18 protein-coding genes are annotated in these 19,568 nt (G+C 45.1%); 1 reads left to right on the forward strand and 17 read right to left on the reverse strand.

From position 1 onward, the window contains the following. Positions 1–28 precede the first annotated feature (28 nt). The 4 genes from FHS16_RS20155 to FHS16_RS20170 form a co-directional block, all read right to left on the reverse strand. Positions 29–2,113: a YDG domain-containing protein gene (locus FHS16_RS20155; protein ID WP_183566763.1), complete on the reverse strand. Its 2,085-nt coding sequence runs from the start codon at positions 2,111–2,113 to the stop codon at positions 29–31. Positions 2,114–2,491: 378 nt separating this feature from the next. Further along, positions 2,492–3,916, reverse strand: a complete 1,425-nt coding sequence (gene araA, locus FHS16_RS20160; protein WP_183566766.1) for an L-arabinose isomerase — start codon at positions 3,914–3,916, stop codon at positions 2,492–2,494. Positions 3,917–3,958: 42 nt separating this feature from the next. Then, positions 3,959–4,654, reverse strand: a complete 696-nt coding sequence (locus tag FHS16_RS20165) for an L-ribulose-5-phosphate 4-epimerase (protein WP_183566770.1) — start codon at positions 4,652–4,654, stop codon at positions 3,959–3,961. A 2-nt stretch (positions 4,655–4,656) separates the two neighbouring features. Next, positions 4,657–6,273, reverse strand: a complete 1,617-nt coding sequence (locus FHS16_RS20170; RefSeq protein WP_183566773.1) for a xylulokinase — start codon at positions 6,271–6,273, stop codon at positions 4,657–4,659. 414 nt (positions 6,274–6,687) lie between these two features. Between FHS16_RS20170 and FHS16_RS20175 the strand changes: the two genes are divergently transcribed. Next, the gene (locus FHS16_RS20175; RefSeq protein WP_183566776.1) at positions 6,688–7,779 is read left to right on the forward strand and encodes a GntR family transcriptional regulator; all 1,092 of its coding nucleotides are present in this window, start codon (positions 6,688–6,690) and stop codon (positions 7,777–7,779) included. A 146-nt stretch (positions 7,780–7,925) separates the two neighbouring features. Here FHS16_RS20175 and FHS16_RS20180 read toward each other — a convergent pair whose 3' ends face one another. The 13 genes from FHS16_RS20180 to FHS16_RS20240 all read right to left on the reverse strand — a co-directional run bounded on the left by FHS16_RS20180 (position 7,926) and on the right by FHS16_RS20240 (position 19,459). Beyond that, a complete protein-coding gene (locus FHS16_RS20180) occupies positions 7,926–9,260 on the reverse strand; it encodes an ABC transporter substrate-binding protein (RefSeq protein ID WP_183566779.1) in 1,335 nt (444 codons plus the stop codon). Positions 9,261–9,304: 44 nt separating this feature from the next. Next, positions 9,305–9,742, reverse strand: a complete 438-nt coding sequence (locus FHS16_RS20185; protein ID WP_183566782.1) for a thioredoxin domain-containing protein — start codon at positions 9,740–9,742, stop codon at positions 9,305–9,307. Continuing rightward, positions 9,739–10,269, reverse strand: coding sequence for a MauE/DoxX family redox-associated membrane protein (locus FHS16_RS32690; protein ID WP_183566785.1), 531 nt, complete (start codon positions 10,267–10,269; stop codon positions 9,739–9,741). The genes FHS16_RS20185 and FHS16_RS32690 overlap by 4 nt, the downstream gene beginning before the upstream one ends. A gap of 41 nt (positions 10,270–10,310) precedes the next feature. Further along, a complete protein-coding gene (locus FHS16_RS20195) occupies positions 10,311–11,672 on the reverse strand; it encodes an extracellular solute-binding protein (RefSeq protein WP_183566788.1) in 1,362 nt (453 codons plus the stop codon). 160 nt (positions 11,673–11,832) lie between these two features. Next, complete coding sequence (locus FHS16_RS20200) at positions 11,833–12,276, reverse strand: DUF6941 family protein (RefSeq protein WP_183566791.1); 444 nt, start codon at positions 12,274–12,276, stop codon at positions 11,833–11,835. Positions 12,277–12,309: 33 nt separating this feature from the next. Further along, positions 12,310–13,680: an ABC transporter substrate-binding protein gene (locus tag FHS16_RS20205; protein WP_183566794.1), complete on the reverse strand. Its 1,371-nt coding sequence runs from the start codon at positions 13,678–13,680 to the stop codon at positions 12,310–12,312. 2 nt (positions 13,681–13,682) lie between these two features. Then, entirely contained in the window at positions 13,683–14,126 is a 444-nt protein-coding gene (locus tag FHS16_RS20210) for a thioredoxin domain-containing protein (protein WP_183566797.1), read from the reverse strand. Positions 14,127–14,142: 16 nt separating this feature from the next. After that, positions 14,143–15,915 (reverse strand): ABC transporter ATP-binding protein, encoded by a 1,773-nt coding sequence (locus tag FHS16_RS20215; protein ID WP_183566800.1) that lies wholly within the window; start codon positions 15,913–15,915, stop codon positions 14,143–14,145. Further along, positions 15,905–16,414 (reverse strand): hypothetical protein, encoded by a 510-nt coding sequence (locus FHS16_RS20220; protein WP_183566803.1) that lies wholly within the window; start codon positions 16,412–16,414, stop codon positions 15,905–15,907. Before FHS16_RS20220 ends, FHS16_RS20215 begins: the two co-directional genes overlap by 11 nt. A 448-nt stretch (positions 16,415–16,862) precedes the next feature. Beyond that, complete coding sequence (locus FHS16_RS20225) at positions 16,863–17,162, reverse strand: hypothetical protein (RefSeq protein ID WP_183566807.1); 300 nt, start codon at positions 17,160–17,162, stop codon at positions 16,863–16,865. Positions 17,163–17,203: 41 nt separating this feature from the next. Then, positions 17,204–17,428, reverse strand: coding sequence for a helix-turn-helix transcriptional regulator (locus FHS16_RS20230; protein ID WP_183566810.1), 225 nt, complete (start codon positions 17,426–17,428; stop codon positions 17,204–17,206). A gap of 599 nt (positions 17,429–18,027) precedes the next feature. Next, the gene (locus FHS16_RS20235; RefSeq protein WP_183566813.1) at positions 18,028–18,864 is read right to left on the reverse strand and encodes a sulfurtransferase; all 837 of its coding nucleotides are present in this window, start codon (positions 18,862–18,864) and stop codon (positions 18,028–18,030) included. A 229-nt stretch (positions 18,865–19,093) separates the two neighbouring features. Then, positions 19,094–19,459 carry a VOC family protein gene (locus tag FHS16_RS20240; protein ID WP_183566816.1) on the reverse strand — a complete coding sequence of 122 codons (366 nt, stop codon included), beginning with the start codon at positions 19,457–19,459 and terminating at the stop codon, positions 19,094–19,096. Between the last annotated feature and the right edge of the window lie 109 nt (positions 19,460–19,568).

The raw sequence follows: 19,568 nt of genomic DNA on the forward strand, positions 1-19,568 counted from the left end.
TGTTGGGCTCGCTATTTGGTTTATCTACCTATTGAGGACCATCTACGATTCTCCCCGTATTTACAGTGATGCTTGCTGGTACAATATAATTGCCTGCATCATCCCCGGAAAGGGTATAAACGATTTTCACCTGTTTATTGGTTCCTATTTCTGCATTATTGTAAGTGGCTGCCGCATGCACAGTGACATCATCGCCTTCAACAACGCCAATTAATGTGCCTGGTGTTAGGACTGCTGTTGCCGTTCCGTCATAAACCTTGGTTGGCAGTACCGGCGGTGCAATTGTGAGTTGTTTTGCAATGATTGCTCCTGTATTTACTGTAATAGGTTCTGGAGCCAAGTAATTATTAAAATCAGCTCCCCGGATTACGTACGATACAGTTATCTCCTTGTTTACTCCTACGTTCTTATCATTATAAGTGCCTGCTCCAAATACCGTTGCATCGTCTCCAGGACAAATCCCCTCTCCTTCACAAGAGCCAACTCTAGAGCCCGCCAGCACAACTGATTCCTTGGTACCGTCATACACTTTGAAATTGGTTATCAGGTCAATGATAATACCCATATCTTGGTGAAATTGTACATATGCCAAGTAGTTCGTGTTGTCTGTAGGCGCAATATAATTGCCGCTATCCGCTCCCGACAGCGTGTAAACAATCGTTAGCGGCCTTGCATTAACGAGGTCATCATCTGTAAGGTAAAGTGCTTCCACGCTCACTGTCACGTCTTCGCCTGCAACTACTCCAAGCAATTCGCCTGCTGATACTTCTATTACTGAATTCCTCTCTAGCGATTCGACAAGCGACAATACCGGTTCTTCGATCGATAATGGAGCCTTAGAAATGACACCTGTATTTACCGAGTAGCTTACTGGCTCAATATAATTGCCTGCATCTGCCCCGCTTAACGTATAAACTACCGTAATGGTTTTGCCTGTTCCGATTGCTGCGTCATTGTAGGTAGCTACTGCGTTAACGGTTACTGCATCATCACCAACGACACCGATTAATAAGTTTGCCGTTACAGACGCCGATGTCGTCCCATCGTACATTTTCACCGAAGCCAGCGTCGCTGGATCCGCAGTAGTCAGCTGCTTCTTATTCATTACGATTTCATTTGAGGCTATCGATATATTGTTGGAGGAATCCACTGCGTACACCACATAACTGCCTGCTTGTAAGCCTGCTGTCGTAATCGTGGCACTAGCAGCTGCTTCCACGGATTGTTTTCTGCCTACAAATGCATCAACGGCTTGGTTTAATGCTGTCAGCGTTGCAGCCGTTGTTGCAGGGACAAGAAATAAATGCCCCTTCTCATTGCTTTTGCCATTGATGTCATCGCCATATAAGATTTGCCCAATTGTTACCCCGGATAAAGTCGGAGCCGTTGTATCACTTCCACCGGTCGAAGGCATTGTCGGCGCAGGCGTTGAAGGAATAGTCGTTGGCGCTGGCGTCGGAGTCGTCGCTCCGTTATCCGGTGTGTTTTCCAAGGTTTCTTTTACCGTAACTGAACGGTATAACACGACCACTGCTTCAGCTCGCGTAAGAGGTTGATTAGGTTTGAAATTCGTATCATTGGCATAACCCTTTAAAATGCCGTTCGCTGCTCCCGCTTCAACCGCTGCCTTAGCCCACCAGGCGATGGAGCTTGAGTCTGTAAAAGTTGTTCCAGCATTGCCCGTTTCCGAAAGATTCAAAAGGCGATCGACGATAACGGCAGCTTCCTGCCTGCTGATTGGGTTGTTTGCACCGAACGTCCCGTTTGCATAGCCTTTAATGTAGCCCGCTTTGATCGCTTTGGAAACCTCGGCGTATATCCAATTGGATGAAGAAACATCGCTGAAGGATACCGTTGCTGTTTCAGTAAATCCATAGGAACGGTTAATCAAAGTAATGAATTCCGCTCTTGTAATCGTGTTACTCGGTTTGAAGCTGCCGTCTTCATAACCTTTAACATATCCTTTGTCGATCCATTCAGATACCTGACTTTCCGCCCATATCCCATGAATATCCGTTTTCGAAGCTTCTGCGGCGCCAAAAGCTGCTGGAACCGATGGAAGCAGCATAGCTGTAATCAGTAAGGTGGATACAAGCTTTTTCGTATAATTCATTGATCGAATTCCTCCTCTTTTCATTGCAAATGATAGATTGGAACACTTTTAACTACATGATCCGATATCACAATTTGACAAATACAGTAAAAATATAATCATTTTTATCAAATTTTGTCGCTTCTTTTTACTATAAAACAGTTCTAGCAAAAGATATATCCCCCAAATGGGGGATACATTTCATGCAGCTTCCTTTTAACTCTATTCTCATGTGCAAGACTTATCCGGCCTCACTTATGAGGTTGCGCTGAAAACATAAAAAACCGTTTCTTGGCAAATGGAATTACCCATTCACGAAAGAAACGGTTTTGTACATTTGGCTCATGAAAGCGGCCGTGCAATGGTTGCGAGTCCGCTTTCCTTCACCTTAATAAGGAATTACTTAATAACGACGTATTCCAAGTTAACCAGCTTCGCATAGGTCACGATTTGGTCTGTCGTCAGGTTCAAGGAAACGACGGTATGGTGGCCGCCGCCATTCTCGATCCAAGCTCTTACGCCATCCTGGAAGTTTGGCTTAACCGTCCACAGGACGCGAGCAACAGGAAGGTTAGGAGCCGGAACCGTCGGTTCGAATGCGGAAACCTCATTGATCAGCAATTTATAATGAGTGCCGAAGTCAGCCATCGATACAACGACGCCTTCGCCCGCTTTCCCATCGAATACAAGGCGCGCCGGATCCTCACGATCGCCGATTCCGAGCGGTGAAACAAGAATTGTAGGCTTGTTGCTTGCCAAGGATGGATCTACCTCAAGCATATGGGATTGCAGGATGGCTTCTTGGCCGGCTGCCATCTCGTACGTGTAATCCTCCATAAAGCCCGTGTTTTGATTGCGGCTCATCACTTTCAGCAAGCGATCAAGCGCGGCAGTCTTCCAGTCGCCCTCGCCGGCAAAGCCGTAGCCTTGCGCCATCAGACGTTGGACCGCTAGGCCAGGAAGCTGCTTCATTCCATGCAAATCCTCGAAGTTCGTCGTGAAAGCATTATAACCTCTCTCGTCCAAGAAACGCTTAATGGCGATTTCATAACTCGCTTGGATTCTCACGCTCGCTTCCCAAGCTTCTTTGCTGTTCGTGCCGTAATCGAAGGTGTAGAGCTCCGCATATTGGGCCATCAGATCATCGATTTCCTGCTCTGTAACGGCATTCACGTATTGCACTAGGTCGCCGATGCCGTAATAGTCCACGGTCCATCCGAATTGGATCTGCGCCTCGACCTTGTCCCCTTCCGTTACGCCAACATTACGCATGTTGTCACCGAAACGGGCTACTTTGATGCTGAAGCTTTCGTTATAAGCAACCGCTACGTCCATCCAATCCGCAATTTGCTGCTGCACTTCCGCACGTTCCCAGTAGCCTACGACGATTTTATTTTGTTTCTTCAGACGGGCATTGATGAAGCCGTATTCGCGGTCGCCGTGAGCGGCTTGGTTCAAGTTCATGAAGTCCATATCGATCGTTGCCCAAGGAATGCTTTCATTGAACTGGGTTGCCAAATGAAGCAGAGGCTTCTGCAGCAATTTCGTGCCGCGAATCCACATTTTCGCAGGCGAGAACGTATGCATCCATGTGATGACGCCTGCCACATCATCGCGATAGTTGACCTCTTTCATGATGCTTGTAATTTTATCGGCGCTGACAGCCAGATCCTGCAAGACAAGCGGGTAAGGGAGTACACCGCTATTATTCAAGGCATCGGTCATCGTCTGCGCATGTGCCTTCACTTCAGCGAGCGCTTCTTCCCCGTACAAATGCTGCGAACCTACGACGAACCAAAATTGTTTAGCTGCTGTTACTGACATTTTAATCATCCTCTTTTCTGTATTTAAAATTAGGTATAGCGATTATTTCTGCCCGTAGTAGGCATCTTTCCCGTGTTTCCGAAGATAGTGCTTATCCAGAATGCCTTGAGGCAACTCTTTGGCAAAGTTGTTTAATTGACGCGCGTACAAATTCATTTTGCACACTTCCTCCAGTACGACACTGTTCACGACCGCCGACTTCACGTCTTTCCCCCAAGTGAAAGGCGCATGTCCCTGGAGCAGGACAGCTGGGATCGCCAAAACATCCAATCCACGTTTCTCGAACGTTTCGATAATAACGTGACCTGTCTCCGCTTCGTATCCCCGGTCAACCTCCTCTTGGTTCAAGAACCGTGCGCAAGGCACGGCGCCATAAAAGGTGTCCGCATGCGTCGTTCCCATTACAGGTACATCGAGTCCCGCTTGCGCCCAGATGGTTGCCCAGGTCGAGTGAGTATGCACGATGCCGCCAATTTGCGAATAGTGTTTGTACAACACGGCGTGCGTCGCCGTATCAGAGGAAGGTCTCATCTCTCCCTCGACCACATTGCCGTCGAGATCCACAACAACCATGTCGCTCGGTTTCATTTTCTCATAGCTGACTCCGCTCGGTTTGATCACGAACAGGCCGCTTTCCCGATCGATGGCGCTCGCATTGCCCCAAGTGAATTTCACAAGTCCGTGCTTCGGCAAATCCAGATTTGCTTGATATACCTCTTCTTTCAGTTGTTCTAACAACGTTAGTTCCTCCCGTTCTCTAGCAGATGGTCTACAGCAGCTTGTTCGATGGCAAGCCCTGCATAGTATCGTTTGATGAATACTTGGAACCCTTCGACATCCGAGCTATCCGGAGCAATCTCCTGTCCTTCGGCATCCTTGAACACTTTCTGCTCGAGGAACTCGTCCAAGCTCAGTTCTTGATCCTTGTTCGTCATGTAAGAAGCCAGAAGCGCCATGCCCCATGCCCCGCCTTCGCCGGCTGTCGACATGACCGAGATCGGTACGTTCAGCGCAGCGGCCAAAGCTTTTTGTCCAACGACAGGGGTTTTGAAGAGGCCGCCATGAGCCAAGATGCTGTCAATGGCCACCTGTTCGTTTTCGGTCAAAATGTCCATTCCGAGCCTCAACGCTCCGAAAGCTGTGAACAAGTGCGTTCTCATGAAATTAGCCAGCGTAAAGTTGCTTTCAGGCGAGCGGACGAACAACGGCCTGCCCTTGTCGATTCCTGTAATATTCTCGCCAGAGAGATAACCGTAGCTAAGCAAACCGCCGCCATCCGGGTCGGCTTCCAATGCCTTATTCAACAGCACGCTGAACAATTTGCCGGAATCCGCATCGTACCCCATAGCCTCGGAGAACTCGCGGAACAATCCCATCCAAGCGTTAAGATCGCTGGAGCAGTTGTTCGCATGCACCATGCCGACCGGACTGCCGTCTGGCGTCGTGACCATGTCGATCTCCGGATAAACCTTGGATAACTCTTTCTCCAATACAATCATTGCAAAAACGGATGTCCCTACGGAGATGTTGCCCGTACGCTTCTTTACGCTATTCGTCGCAACCATGCCTGTGCCGGCATCGCCTTCCGGAGGACATAGCGGAACGCCGGACTGCAGATCGCCGGCAGGGTCTAGAATCGCGGCTCCCGCCACCGTCAGCTCGCCTGCTTGCTCGCCTGCGACATACACTTTAGGTAGAAGCTCCCCTAGCTTCCACGAATAGCCTTTGGCTGCGGTTAATTCATTGAATTGCTTGACCATCGTTGGATGGTAATTATGGATTGACTCATCTATAGGGAAGATGCCTGAAGCATCTCCGATGCCGATCACTTTATTGCCGGTCATCAGCCAGTGGATATATCCGGCCAACGTCGTTACGAAATCAATGCGAGGCACATGGTCCTCTTGGTTTAATATGGCTTGGTACAGATGGGCAATACTCCAGCGTTCTGGAATATTAAACTGGAACAAGTCCGTTAGCTCCCTCGCTGCCGCGCCTGTTGTTGCATTGCGCCAAGTCCGAAACGGCACTAGCAGGTCGCCCGTGCTATCGAATGCCATGTAGCCGTGCATCATAGCGGAGAATCCGATTGAACCGACGGTCCGGAGGGCGACTCCGTAATTACGTTCTACCTCCTGCTTCATTTCACGATAAGCGGTTTGGAGGCCTGTTATAATATCTTCCTGATTGTAAGTCCAATATCCGTCTTTCAACTGATTTTCCCACTCAAAGCTTCCCGATGCGATGGTCTCGAAACGACGATCGATCAACACCGCTTTGATCCGTGTGGATCCAAATTCGATACCCAGCGAGGTTTCTCCCTTGGTTATCGCTTCTTTCAAATCGACTTGATTCATGATCACATATAGCCCCTCTCTGCTCGTAGTTTGCACGAAAATCAAATCGCTTATATCGCGTCCAATTTCGTGATTTAACCCCATCGATTTCTATACTAGCTGCTTCCCATCGGATCGGTCACTTCATGAAACGACCGAAAATGCCAATAGAAAGAAGGCGCTTTCTCTTTCTGACAGCCTTAGTATATTTTCTGTACGTACATTTGTCAATATATTTCAATAGTTATACTAACATAAGTTACTACCCCACCATACTTTCCTCATCAATAGTATCAATAGTATCTTTACATATAAATGAGCAAAGAACTTGTACGGTTAAAACCACAAATGATGTCGTTACGTTTGCATTTCAAGCAATTCATGCTAAAATGTGTACGTACAACTTTTCGAACAACGATGAAAGAAGTGGATTGCGTGAAGCCAAAGTACCAGCTCATTATTGATGATATCAAAAGCTATATCCTCTCGGGAACGTACAAAACAGGTGAGAAAATCCCTTCGGAGCTTGCTTTGCAGGAGAGCTACAACGTAAGCCGTCAGACAGTTCGAAAGGCCATTCTGGAGTTGTCGAACGAGGGGTTCCTGCGAAGCGAGAGGGGATCCGGCACGTACGTCAGCAGCCAATACCGGTCAAGAACGGGTACAAAAACGATGAATAAAACGATTGGCGTCATCACAACCTATATCTCGGATTACATCTTTCCCTCCATTATCCGCGGCATTGAAAGCCGATTAAATGAAGATAACTATTCATTGCTGCTAGCCAGCACCAATAATGATATCTCCCAGGAAAAAAAAGCTTTGGAAATGATGCTGTCCTACGGCGTGGATGGCCTGATTATAGAACCTACTAGAAGCAACGTGTATAACCCCAATATCGCTTACTACCTGTCTTTTAAGGAGCAGGATGTTCCGTTCACGATGATCAATGCCTATTATGAAGAGTTGGAGGTTCCTTTCTTCTGTCTGGATGACGTGCAGTCCAGCTATCTTGCAACCCGGGAGCTGATTGCCAAAGGGCATACCCAGATCGGCATCATCGCCAAGATGGATGATCTGCAAGGGAAGTTCAGAATGAAAGGATTTATTAAAGCGCTAGGCGAAGCCAAATTGCGGTTCCAGCAAGAGCATGTGCTTTCATTCGATACATCGACCAAGTCGGACCTGTCCGCTAACTTGGAAGTGTATCTGAACGACAATCGAGATGAATTGACTGCGCTTGTGTGCTACAACGACGAGGTAGGCTTGGAGGTTGTGAATGTATGCCGGGAACTCGGAATCTCTATTCCGGACGACCTATCCATCATTGGACAGGACAATTCTTATATCGCCAAAAACGCAAATATAAAGCTAACGACGCTGACGCACCCCCAAGAACAAATGGGGCGAGACGCAGCTGACTGGGTCATCAAAAATTTACAAGGCAAAAAAGATCTGCCCGTGAGCACCTACTACCAGCCCGTCTTAATTGAGGGTGAAACCGTAAAAGCAATCGAAGTGGAATAATCACGGAGAAAACATGCGAAGGAAAAGCCGGAATCAGAGAAGTGATCATACTCACTGGCCCCGGCTCATGCCAAGCAAAGAAGAGGAAGAACGCCAAGAGAGATTTTTAATGTGAGCGGCGCTATATTGACATATAAGCTAATCGGTTACTTCACCTTCGCACGATCTTGTTCTAACAACAACTGTCCCATTTCCTCTAATTGCTTCAGAGCTTGATCGATGGTCAGTTCGCTAGAAATAACGGCAATCGCCTTCCTTTCCCCTTCCATCAAGAAGTTCATCAAGAAATCGGAAGTTATTTTTTTCGGCAATTTAGCCCCGCTTGAAGCAGGGTAAGCCGCAAGCCGGTAAAAAGGCGTCAAGTCTGTTCCTTTGAATTGTTGGTCCGCTAGTTTCTTTCTGAGCGGGATTCCTTGGCCCCAGTTCGCTCCGGCTATCTCTTCACCGTTCAGTTGTTTGATTATTTCCCAAGCGAGCTCGGTCCTTCCTCCTTTCGTATGAATGCCAAAATATGCGAGATAATGAAGACCGTTGCCTTGATCCGAATACCTCGGGTTTATCGGCGCCGCAACAGTGTCCCAAGGAAGATTGTCATTGATTAACTGTGACAGAATCGTTTCGTTCGCGTACATCATGGCGATTTTCCCTTCCTTGAACAACGCCATAGGATTTCCGTTCGATTCGCCTTGTCGGGTTGAGAATATATGACCTTCGCGCAATGGTACCAGAACCATCTCCCATATCCGTCTCCATTCAGGCGTATTGACCGTCACTTTCTCGCTTGCCTCATCTAAATAGGAAAGCCCTTCGCTCGCTCCGATTCCCAGAATCGAGAAATAAGGACTGCTGGCAATTGCGTTTGCAAAACCGTAGACCGAATCTTCCCCTTCGTCTTTCGCTGGAATTTGTGCCGCAAGCTGATACACCTGTTCCCACGTCATTCCTTCCGTAGGCAGCGGAACACCAACCTTTTCGAATACGTTTTTGTTGTAATAGAGCACTGAGCCTGAAAAATGAGAGGCCAGCGCGTACTTTAGCCCGTCGTTGTCTTTGATCGGATCCAGCAACTCCGTCGCCGCGAGATCCAACTCTAACTTTCCTTCTTGAATGAGACCATCCAGCACCTTCAATCGGTTACCCTCAATTAACTGCCGATAGGTTTCATCATCCCTTGCAATGATGATGTCCGGATTATATTGTTCTAACAGCTCGTGCAGCGCTTCTTCCCGAGCGCCCATGCCAACTTTGCTCATTTGTTCGCTCATATAAGCTTCATACGGCACAAGTTTGACTTCCAGCTCCGGGTAGGCATTCGTGATATGCGGCAAATAGTGCGATTTAAATAATGACTCGTTCTGATCGAGCACAACTAGCGTTCCAGTCTCGTTATTTCGGGTCTTGCCGCCGATTTGGCACCCGGAAAGTGCGATCACAACCGACATGAAGACGAATAAAACTGTGATATATCGGGGAATCTTCATTTCATTAGCCTCCGTTTATGCTTCGTCTCATTAATTATGTTATTTTAGTGTATAACAAGATCTTTCTTCACTATTTTACCGTATTGGTCAATAATGATATAAATCGGGTTCCTAAGGTGACCCCAATGGCGGCCCATTTTTCCAGTTTCATCCGATAGAATAATCGCTTGGCCATTTATTTTTTTTCTCAATACATTCGCTTGCCATGCAGGGGCATTCAAGATGACAGTCAGCGGACGATCCGCATACTTTTTCTTTAACGCCAGAACGATTTCCGAATTGTTCGGACCCATATTCAGAAAAAGACAAATGAAGGCCGCCGACGCTCCTTCTCCCTCCCAAGCTCCGGTCTGCTCCCAAATCATATGCTGAACGGTTCTTCCCAGCTTCAACGCCCTGATTTCGCGTAATAATAAAAGGGAAACAACCGTCATCCCTATCCCTACAGACCATATAAAATATTCATAAACCAAATGATTCATTCAATATCGAACCTTTCATAGCTTCCCTTTCTCATCCGGCGAAACAACAAAAAAAAGTGTATGATTAAGGAACACTCGACAAGCACCAAAAATAGATGCATCCTTTCGAATTCGAAATGAATCTGCACCTGATCCATAAGCAACACGTATAGGCACAGAGTAATCAGAATCATATTCCGTAGGATAGCAAACGGTAAATGCGTTTTTTCATTGCTTTCACCAAAACAGGAGCAATGAACCGAATTCTTGTTTACGTAAGCATGCCCAAGAGCTCCGGTTAAAGCGAATAGCATCAAACCCGCCATCATAAAAAAGTAACGTGGGGAAGAAGAAAACAGCAGGCCGACCGCAAGGACAGCCTCAGCGATAAGTACGCACCAAGCGACTGCTCGGACATATCTTTTGGGCACGATGCCAAACTGAGTGATGGAATCGATAAATGAGAAAAACGCGAATGCTTTCGCGCAAAAAGAAATCAAAAATACGAACGAAAGCAATACCGTTATTAGAGCCAATATGTTTTCCATCTTGTTCTCCGCCTTTCGTCATCGCGTTGAGTGCAAAATCGTTATGACCCGCTTAAGGCATTCATCTCAACCTGCGCTTCATTCTGGAGTTTTTCAAGCGCCTCCTCTACAGTCAATTTATCTTCCAGCAGCTCGGCAAACAGTTTTTGAGCAGTAGTCGCAACCTTTCCCGAAAGTTTGGGAGGGATTGGTCCCTCAAAAAAACGTCCATTCCGAGAAGGCGACAAGGCATAAAACGGGGCCAGTTCCGGATCGCTTGATTTAGCGGTGTTCGTGCGGGCCGGCAGTTTACTACTAGTATCTTCAATAGATGCCAGCTGATTTGCTCTCTCCTCGCTAACCAAATAGTTTAGCAACTCCCAAGCTTCTTCTTTGTGACCGGAGGCAGCATTGATGGCATAGAATTCAGCGGGATGCATCGAAACGCCTTCACCAATTTTGGAATCAATAGGCTCAGGAATGATTCCCCACTCGAAGGGAACATTCCCCTTCTTTAATTCCTCTATAAAGTCCGGACCGCGTTTAAAAAAAGCCGATTTTCCGGAAAAGAATGGTCCATAGAAGATTTCGGGAATTATATCGGGATAGCCGGATAATGGATTAATAGGCATTTTTTCAATATGCTCATATATTGCTCCCGATTTATAACCCTCCAGCACCATCTTCCATATTTTCTGCCAGCTTTCCGTATTCAGGGTCGCTTTCTTTTTTTCCAAATCTGCGTATTTAAGACCGTACGACAGGCCGATTTCCTGAATCAGACCCCATAGGTAAGACGGTTCCTGGCTCGTTCTGACAAAATAACCGTGAATATCGTCTTTTTTCGAGCCGGTCGGCAATAACTTAGTAATATCCAGCATGGCCTCCCATGACAATCCAGCGTTCGGGACGTCGACACCGTATTGTTGTAACAACGTTTTGTTATAAAACAAAGCTTCATTGTAAAAACCAACGGCCAATGCGAATAAGGTCCCATTGCCTGATAAACGCAGCATTTCAAGTAGGTCGGAAGAATACGTTTCCTTATGAAATTCTTCATTCTCAATATACGATTCAAGTGAAAGAAGTTTACCAGAGGATGCTAGTGTATGATAAGTGCTACTATCCGATAATAAAATGACATCAGGCTGAGCCTTTTCAAGTGCCTCAAAGTACTGCTTCCTGTAGCTCTCGAAGTCTACGATTTCATTGAATAGATTGGTCTGTTCAAACGGTTCGATCCATTGAAGCGTAATGTTAGGATTCTTCGCCATAAAATCGGCCGCAAAGCTATTGTAAACGCCATCCCATGCCCATACTTTCAGCGAAACCTTTTCAATTGAATGGGGTTCCATTTGCGTACAGGCTTGTGTGAAAAGTAAAACAAAAATGATAAAGATCCAACCTGATTTTTTTCTTCCCATCGTCATCCTCCTGTATGTACGCTTGTTGATTAAAATAAGAAATCGAATCCGGCATCATTGTATACAATAGTTTTTTCAATTACCTGTTTATTTTCATCACATGCGATACCCAGAGGGCAATTTGACTCCCATCTTGTTAACCGCCCTCTTCAAATCACGATCATATATCAGCAATAATGTCGAACTGACGAATGGTAATCGGATAGGTGTCCATCAAGGTTCCGTCGACTTTCAAGCTAGCCTGAAAAATCCCCGGCATAGAAACAACATAAATGATGGTCCGGTCCGTGTCGCATCCTGCGACCTGGTCCTTCTTTCTTACATTATGAATCGCGTTAGGTGGAATAGCGGCAATAATTACACCTGCGGGGTCCACGATTTCGAGTGAAAAATCAATCGTATGATCGTTGGGCAAATAAGAAAATTTAATAAAAAAACTTGTTTTACAAGCATATGGGAATAGTGGAACCTCTATTTCATTAACGACATGTCCCAATTTATAACACTTCTTCTCATGTACAATCTCTACACTATCGCATGCCAGCAAGCTTGCTTTCAACAGGTGAGAATCACCCGAATCAAGCGAATTGTTATTCTTGCTCATGTTAACCTCCTACGTATCATGAGATTTTAATCGTTAGGACCCGCTTAAGGCATTCATCTCAACCTGCGCTTCATTCTGGAGCTTTTCAAGCGCCTCCGCTACGGTCAACTTATCTTCCATCAGTTCAGCAAACAGCTTTAGGGCGATACTAGAAACCTTTTCCGAGAATTTTGGGGGGATCGTTCCCTCAAAATAGAATGCATTCTGAGAAGGCGGCAAAGCATAAAACGGGGCAAATTGCGGATCATTTGATTTAACAGTGTTCGTGCGTGCTGGCAGTGTATCCATAATATTTTCACTGGATGCCAACTGTTTCGCTCTCTCCTCGCTAACCAAATAATTGAGCAATTCCCATGCTTCTTCTTTGTGACCGGAGGCAACATTAATCGCATAGAGTTCAGAGGGGCTCATGGATACGCCTTCAGCCATTTTGGAATCAATAGGCTCAGGAACGATTCCCCACTCGAAGGGAACATTCCCCTTTTTTAATACTTCTATAAAGTACGGACTGCGTATAGAAAAAGCCGATTTCCCGGAAAAGAACGGTCCATAGGCGATTTCAGGAATTATATCAGGATAGCCGGATAACGGATTAATAGGCATTTTTTCAATATGCTCATACATTGCTCCCGACTTATAACCCTCAAGCACCATCTCCCATATTTTCTGCCAGCTTTCTGTATTTAAGGTCACTTTCTTTTGTTCCAGATCTGCATATTTAAGGCCGCGCGACAGGCCAATATTCTTAATTACAGACCATGAGGTGCTCGGTTTCTCTCTCGTTCCGACAAAATAACCGTGAATATCGTCTTTTTCCGGACCGGTCGGCAATAACTTGGTAATATCCAGCATAGCCTCCCACGAAAGTCCAGCTTCCGGAACTTCGACACCGTATTGTTGTAACAACGTTTTGTTATAAAACAAAGCTTCATTGTAAAAGCCAACGGCCACTGCGAATAAGGTCCCATTGCCTGTTGAACGCAGCATTTCAATCAGGTGTTGAGAATACGTTTCCTTTTGAAACTCCTCCTTCTCAATATACGATTCAAGTGACAGAAGTTTACCAGTGGAAGCTAGTGTATGATAAGTGCTACTCTCCGTTAATAAAATGACATCGGGCTGAGCCTTATCCAATGCCTCGAAGTATTGCTTCCTGTAGCTCTCGAAGTCTATGTTTTCATTGAGTAGAATGTCTTTATGGGACTGCTCAAACGGTTCGATCCATTGAAGCCTAATGTTAGGATTCTTCGCCATAAAGTCGGCAGCAAATCTATTGTAATTGCCATCCCATGCCCATACATTCAGAGTAATTTTCTCATTTGAGGGGGGGGCCTTCTGAGTGCAGGCTTGTGTGAAAAGTAAAACAAAAATAATAAGGAACCAACCAAATTTTCTTATTCCCATCCTCATCCTCCGTCCTGTAGGCTCGTTGATTGAAATAAGAAGTCGAATCCGGCGTCATTGTATACAACTGATTTTTCTATTACTCGTTTATTTTCATCGCATAGTATCCCGAACGGTAGTGCCGCAACATGAAAGATGGTTTCCATTTTTTCTACACTGGCAGTAATTACCGAAAAATCCCACCCAAAGTACTCTACCATTTCAGCATGATCATCCTTATCACCGTTACTGTAAAGAAAAAATGTGAAAGGATAGTTGTTTTGGATCTTTTTAATATACGGCAGCAAATCGACACAATGCATACAGTGCAGAGAAATGAACAACAATGCCGTTTTACCTTCTGTTTGGAAGACAGGTATGGTTAATTCGTGCTGAGGCAGCTGTGTACCGACTGTAATACCCGTATCCCTTGTATTTTTTGTTGTTTTCTCACCTATTTTAACCATAGAGCACCTCATTTTTTTAAGCTAATTGATACCATAATCGTTGCTTGTTCCACATATCTTCATAAATCCCTTTTTGCAAGATTAATTCGTCATGAGTACCGGATTCGACCACTTTGCCTTGATCCATGACAACAATTTTGTCAGCTTTGGCAGCAATGCCGACTCGATGGGAAATAATTAACACAGTCTGTGCTTGATAATAGTCCATAATCCTTTCAAACAATTCCAATTCACTGTTTGGATCCAAAGCTGAGGTGGGCTCGTCCAATACAACGATTTCACAATCCCGAATCATGGCCCTCGCCAAACCAAGCCTTTGCCATTGACCGCCAGACAGATTAACGGAGGTATCCTGTTGATAACCAAGCCATGTTGCGGCTCCATTTGGAAACAAATGAAGCGGGAGGCCCGTAAATTGAAGCTTTTCTGCGATTGATTCCTCACTCACATCGCCATCTGAAACCCCGAGCGATACATTGTCCTTTATAGTAAGCATGTAATGCACAAAGTTTTGAAATAGTACGGTGGAATTACGCCAAATGGAAGCCCGGTCAATATTCTCTTGCGGAACACCGTCATAAAAAATCGAATTCTTCGGAGCCTCGTACAGTCCAAGAATTAGTTTGACCAGAGTCGACTTTCCAGCCGCGTTGTGACCTAAAATAACGACCTTTTCTCCTTTTCGAATGGTCAGGTTGATTCCATTAAGAGCAGGCTCCTCACGGTTCGGATAAGAGAAGCTCAGGGAAGAGATCATTAAATCTCTATTGAATATATAATCCTGTTTGGCCGACTGCTTGCTCTTCTCCTTTTCAAATCTCTGTTGATCTGCTTCGAAATATCCGATCACTTTCGAGTACTCCATTAATTTGGCGATCTGTTGAATCATTGAGGTAATGGTAACTTCCGCAAGTGTTACAGCAATCGTAATGGCGACATAATCGCCTATCGTTAGCCTGTTTTCCAATATATAGTAACAGATTATACATGTTGCAATAGCAACACTGAACGTGGATATAATTTGTCCACTAAAAAAAGGTTTCATAGTCATTAATTGCAGTTTAGTCTTAAACTCATAATCCGTTTTTCTTCGATCCATCCACCATTGCCTGATACGGCCCGATGCCCCGAATAATATCACTTCTTTTTGCGGATCTGGATGAGTCAATAAATAATAGTAATAATCCATCAACCTGTTGTTTTCCTGAATCTTTCGAATCGTTTCAAATCTTGATTCAATGTTTCGAAAACCAAGAACAGCTTTGGCGCCTGAAAAAACGATAACCACCGCAGCTGCAATCCAGTTTGTTGAAATGAGAAATATCAAATTAAAACCGATCGTACTCAAATTTTGCAATAATGATAAAGATGTCGAAAATAGATTCAAATAGTTACTGGCCGCTTCCCGCCAGACGTTTAGTTTACCTTGAAATTCAGGATGCTCTTTCTCTATGAGTTCTCTATTCTTGATAGAATCGATTAGATCTAATTCCGTATGCATTAAAAAAAGATCATTAAATTTATGATCTTGGAAGCTGCGCAGGAATTGTAACGAGTAAATCGAAATTTGAATCACGAGAAGCATCAACAAAGAACCCCATACATAAGAACTCGCTGAACTCGACAAATAATCAACGACCGACTTGGATACCCATACGGTCGTGCTGCTCAAATATCCCAGCAATAGACTCAAAACAATCGAAAATACCAAATACATACGGTGATTTTTCCATATCCTCTGCCAAACGGCAACGACGATATGGGGTAGCCGCTGTTTTTCAGATATCATCGAGAATCTCCCGACTGGCGTAAAATGTTCTTATCAGCGGTTGAGCTATCATTTGGATTTGCATGGTCGTGTTAAACGCGCCGGTTCCAATGATCTGCCCGCAGCCATTAAGCACGAGCACCCATGGGACACCAATACCCCTTAATGAATGATTAATCGTTACAATGTTGCAAGAATAAATCGGGAATCTAAAATTGTTTTTATCTATTACCTCTTCAAGGAACGACTGATGACCTTCAAGCAGCAACATATAATCGAAATCGGGAAAATGGCGAACAAACGATTCGATTGGGTGATAATTGCAGTAAGAGCAAGTTGAACTCATAATGAAGCAAAAAGTTCCTTGGGTTCTCTTTGTTAGAAAAGTAAAATCGGTTGCATCGGTTTCCGACCTCAGTTGCAAGGAAGACGGGAAAAATTGCCCAAGCAAATCATTATGAAGAAATGCCCTTCCTTTCAAAAATTTACGATGTCCGTTATCAACCGTCTCTATGTTCATCTTTTCAATTCCTTTCCCGATTGAATAAGCCGCCTAATTAGGCGGCCTTCTAACTCATTAAGCAAGAACCATCATTAACATACGCCGCAAGTATCACCTCTGTAATTACAGGTAGTGTAACCAGAGTCAGAACAATAAGCCCAATCGTAATACATCTTGATTGGTTTTGATCCTTGACAAGTGGAACAATACCAACTAGTACCGGAACTAATAACAGAACCTCCACAAGAACACGCCATTTCATTCACCTCCTTCATTTTTGGAAACAATTGTATGTTTCGTCTTTAATTGTACGGGTTCTCCGCAACTCGCAATATCCCTCACGTGAGGTACAAAAACGCACAATGCACGCTTTCGTTCCATTTACCCATTCTCGTTTAGCAATTAATTCAATTTTTCCTGAGCTTCATTCTCTAGTTTCTGCAATGCTTCTTCTACTGTCAGAGTGTCACTCATAAGCTCGGCAAACAATTTCTGGATCAAAAGACTTCATCTCCTGTTTATTATAGGTATCGAAATCAAAATCCTCTGAGTATGTATATGGGTTCGTTTCTTCATAGGGCTGAACCCTGACAAGGCGGATATTAGGATGCTTCGCCATGAAATCATTGGCGAACCCATTAAAATCCCCTTCCCAGGCCCACACTTTCAGCGTAACCTGTTCGGGAGGAACAGGTTGTTTCGAACAGGCCTGCAAAAATAAAAATAAGGAAATTACCGCCACGAGATATGTTGCCGGTTTTTTCATTGCAATACCTCCTACAGGTATTCATGAACTGGTTTCGTTGTTTACTTATCCATTATCATTGCGATTAGCGTCACTTTTGAATCCGCTTTCATTTTGACATAAATTCGTTTGATCACCGTTCGAACCGTATGCGGACTGACTTCTAAACAAGATGCAATTTGTTTATAATTATAGTCCTGAATCCATAGCAGTAATATTTGCTGTTCACGCAGCGACAAACGGTGTTCTTTTAGTTTCTCCTCCATTTTCTCATAAAATGTAGACATATTAGCATTACGCCTCCCAGTAAAACGTTTACGTAAACGTTTTTATACTTTCGAAAATTATACCATCGTCAAAAGCAAGAGTCCAACATAAATTACATTTTTTTGAAATTCAGGAACAGACCTTTTAACTGGATGCTTCCTTATCAAAATAATAGACGCACATAAATATAGGATAGCGGTGATAACGCGATATGCTGGAAAGACATCGGAGTTTCACCTTCACTGCGCTCATCAAGCCAACGATTAAATCTTCCTGTTCGTTCTGTTGATCTATATACGTAATCCGTTTCACGCTTACCTTCGATTACGGCCAAATTGGTTTCCGGGTCAATTACAATATGGGCTGGATTTAAATCACCTAGGACAGTCCGCTGTTAAGAAATCGCGTCATCATGTATCCTCCGATCACTGGGTTAATTCAGCCTATACAGCGAATTAATTCATGTTGGGGGACCTGACCAAGCATTGATTCCGTAGGAATTGGACAAAGACCGAGTGCCCTCAGCACTCGGTCTCTATGTCAGCACTTTAGATCGCCCAATGTGTGTAACCTTGTGGTAATATATACGAATTTTAACGTATGCTATACCTCTCAGCTCTTACTCATCCCCCGTAGCTATCGGATTCTCGCTATACGAGATCCAGTCACTCCAGCTCCCTGCATAAAGCCTTACCTTATTAAAGCCTGCTTCCTGCAGAGCAATCACATTCGGCGTCGCGGTCACGCCAGAGCCGCAATAGACGATGAACTCATGGTCGCGGTTCAGGTCAGCAAAGCGCTCTGCTTGTGCTGCAGCATCCTTCCAAACGCCAGATTCCGCGAGACCATCTTTCCAAAAACGGTTGATTGCGCCGGGGATGTGGCCAGCTACCTTGTCCAGCGGCTCGACCTCACCGCGATAACGAGGCGCTTCGCGTGAATCGATTAGCGTTACTTTTTCGTCTCCTAGCAGTACTTTCACTTCGTCCATCTCTACCAGCATCGTATGCTGGACCGTCGCCAAGAACTTGCCAGGGATAAGCACCTTCTGCTCCGATGAAACGGGGAATCCCGCATTTACCCAAGCCGTAAAGCCTTCATCCATCATGAACACCTGCTCATGGCCCAGATACTTCAACAGCCACCACAGACGTGAAGCCATCGCGCCGCCTTGATCGTCGTAAGCGACGACGCGTGTCTCGTTGCGGATGCCTACGCGGCTCAGCGCGACAGTACATTCAAAGATATCCGGCAGCGGATGGCGTCCGCCATGCTCGCCGACTGGTGCCGACAGATCCTTCTCCAGATCCAGATACACTGCTCCGGGTATATGCGATACCTCATATAATTCACGGCCGGCATCCGGCTTGCCCATTAAAAACCGACAATCGACAATGACGATGTCCGACTCGTACATGCGCGCTAGCAACCATTTTGGAGAAACCATATTATTCATTTAATATTCCGCCTTCCTGCATCTATTCATGCTTCCTATTATACCTGAATCAAGCCATAACTTCTCGCCCTCCATAAGATACAAAGACCTTGGCTTGCAAGAAAGCAGGCCAGCACCATATTCATTAGGAGCCGGCCTACTTGCGTTGATAATTCCGGGATGCGAGAATGAATAGATCCACCACATCTGTCATGTTCAGGCAGTTCCACGCTTTGCTTCTCTGCCACTATTACCTGTAAAAGGACAACACCCAGCACACGCCATTCCTGTCGGTAACGATTGCTAGCAGACCGTTAAACGGAGCTTCGTATATTTCCGTATTTATTGTTCCGCTGGCTGAAAATTCCCCGTAAATATTCCGGAATTCTGCCTCCGACTCTATTTTCAGAAAAATCCTCACATAGTCGCCTTTCAGTGCAGGTTTCGCTGCTTGGGTATCAGCAAACTTCAGGACTGCATTCCCCACATTCAGGTCCGCATTCAGCACCTCTTCCCCTTGCTTGCGTAGAATCACAATCTCGCCGCCAAAAACGCTTTGATAATATTTCATTTCATCTTTACAGTTATCGACTACGATAAACGGGCACGCTATCATCTTTTTACATCCCCTAACGTTCATTTGGTCATCCATTAATGGTAAAATTTCTATTACTTGCGTGACATTTGGCTAGATATTCATTTATACGGACGCCTTGCCCGCATCA

The organism is Paenibacillus endophyticus (genome assembly GCF_014192395.1).
Lineage (GTDB): Bacteria > Bacillota > Bacilli > Paenibacillales > Paenibacillaceae > Pristimantibacillus > Pristimantibacillus endophyticus.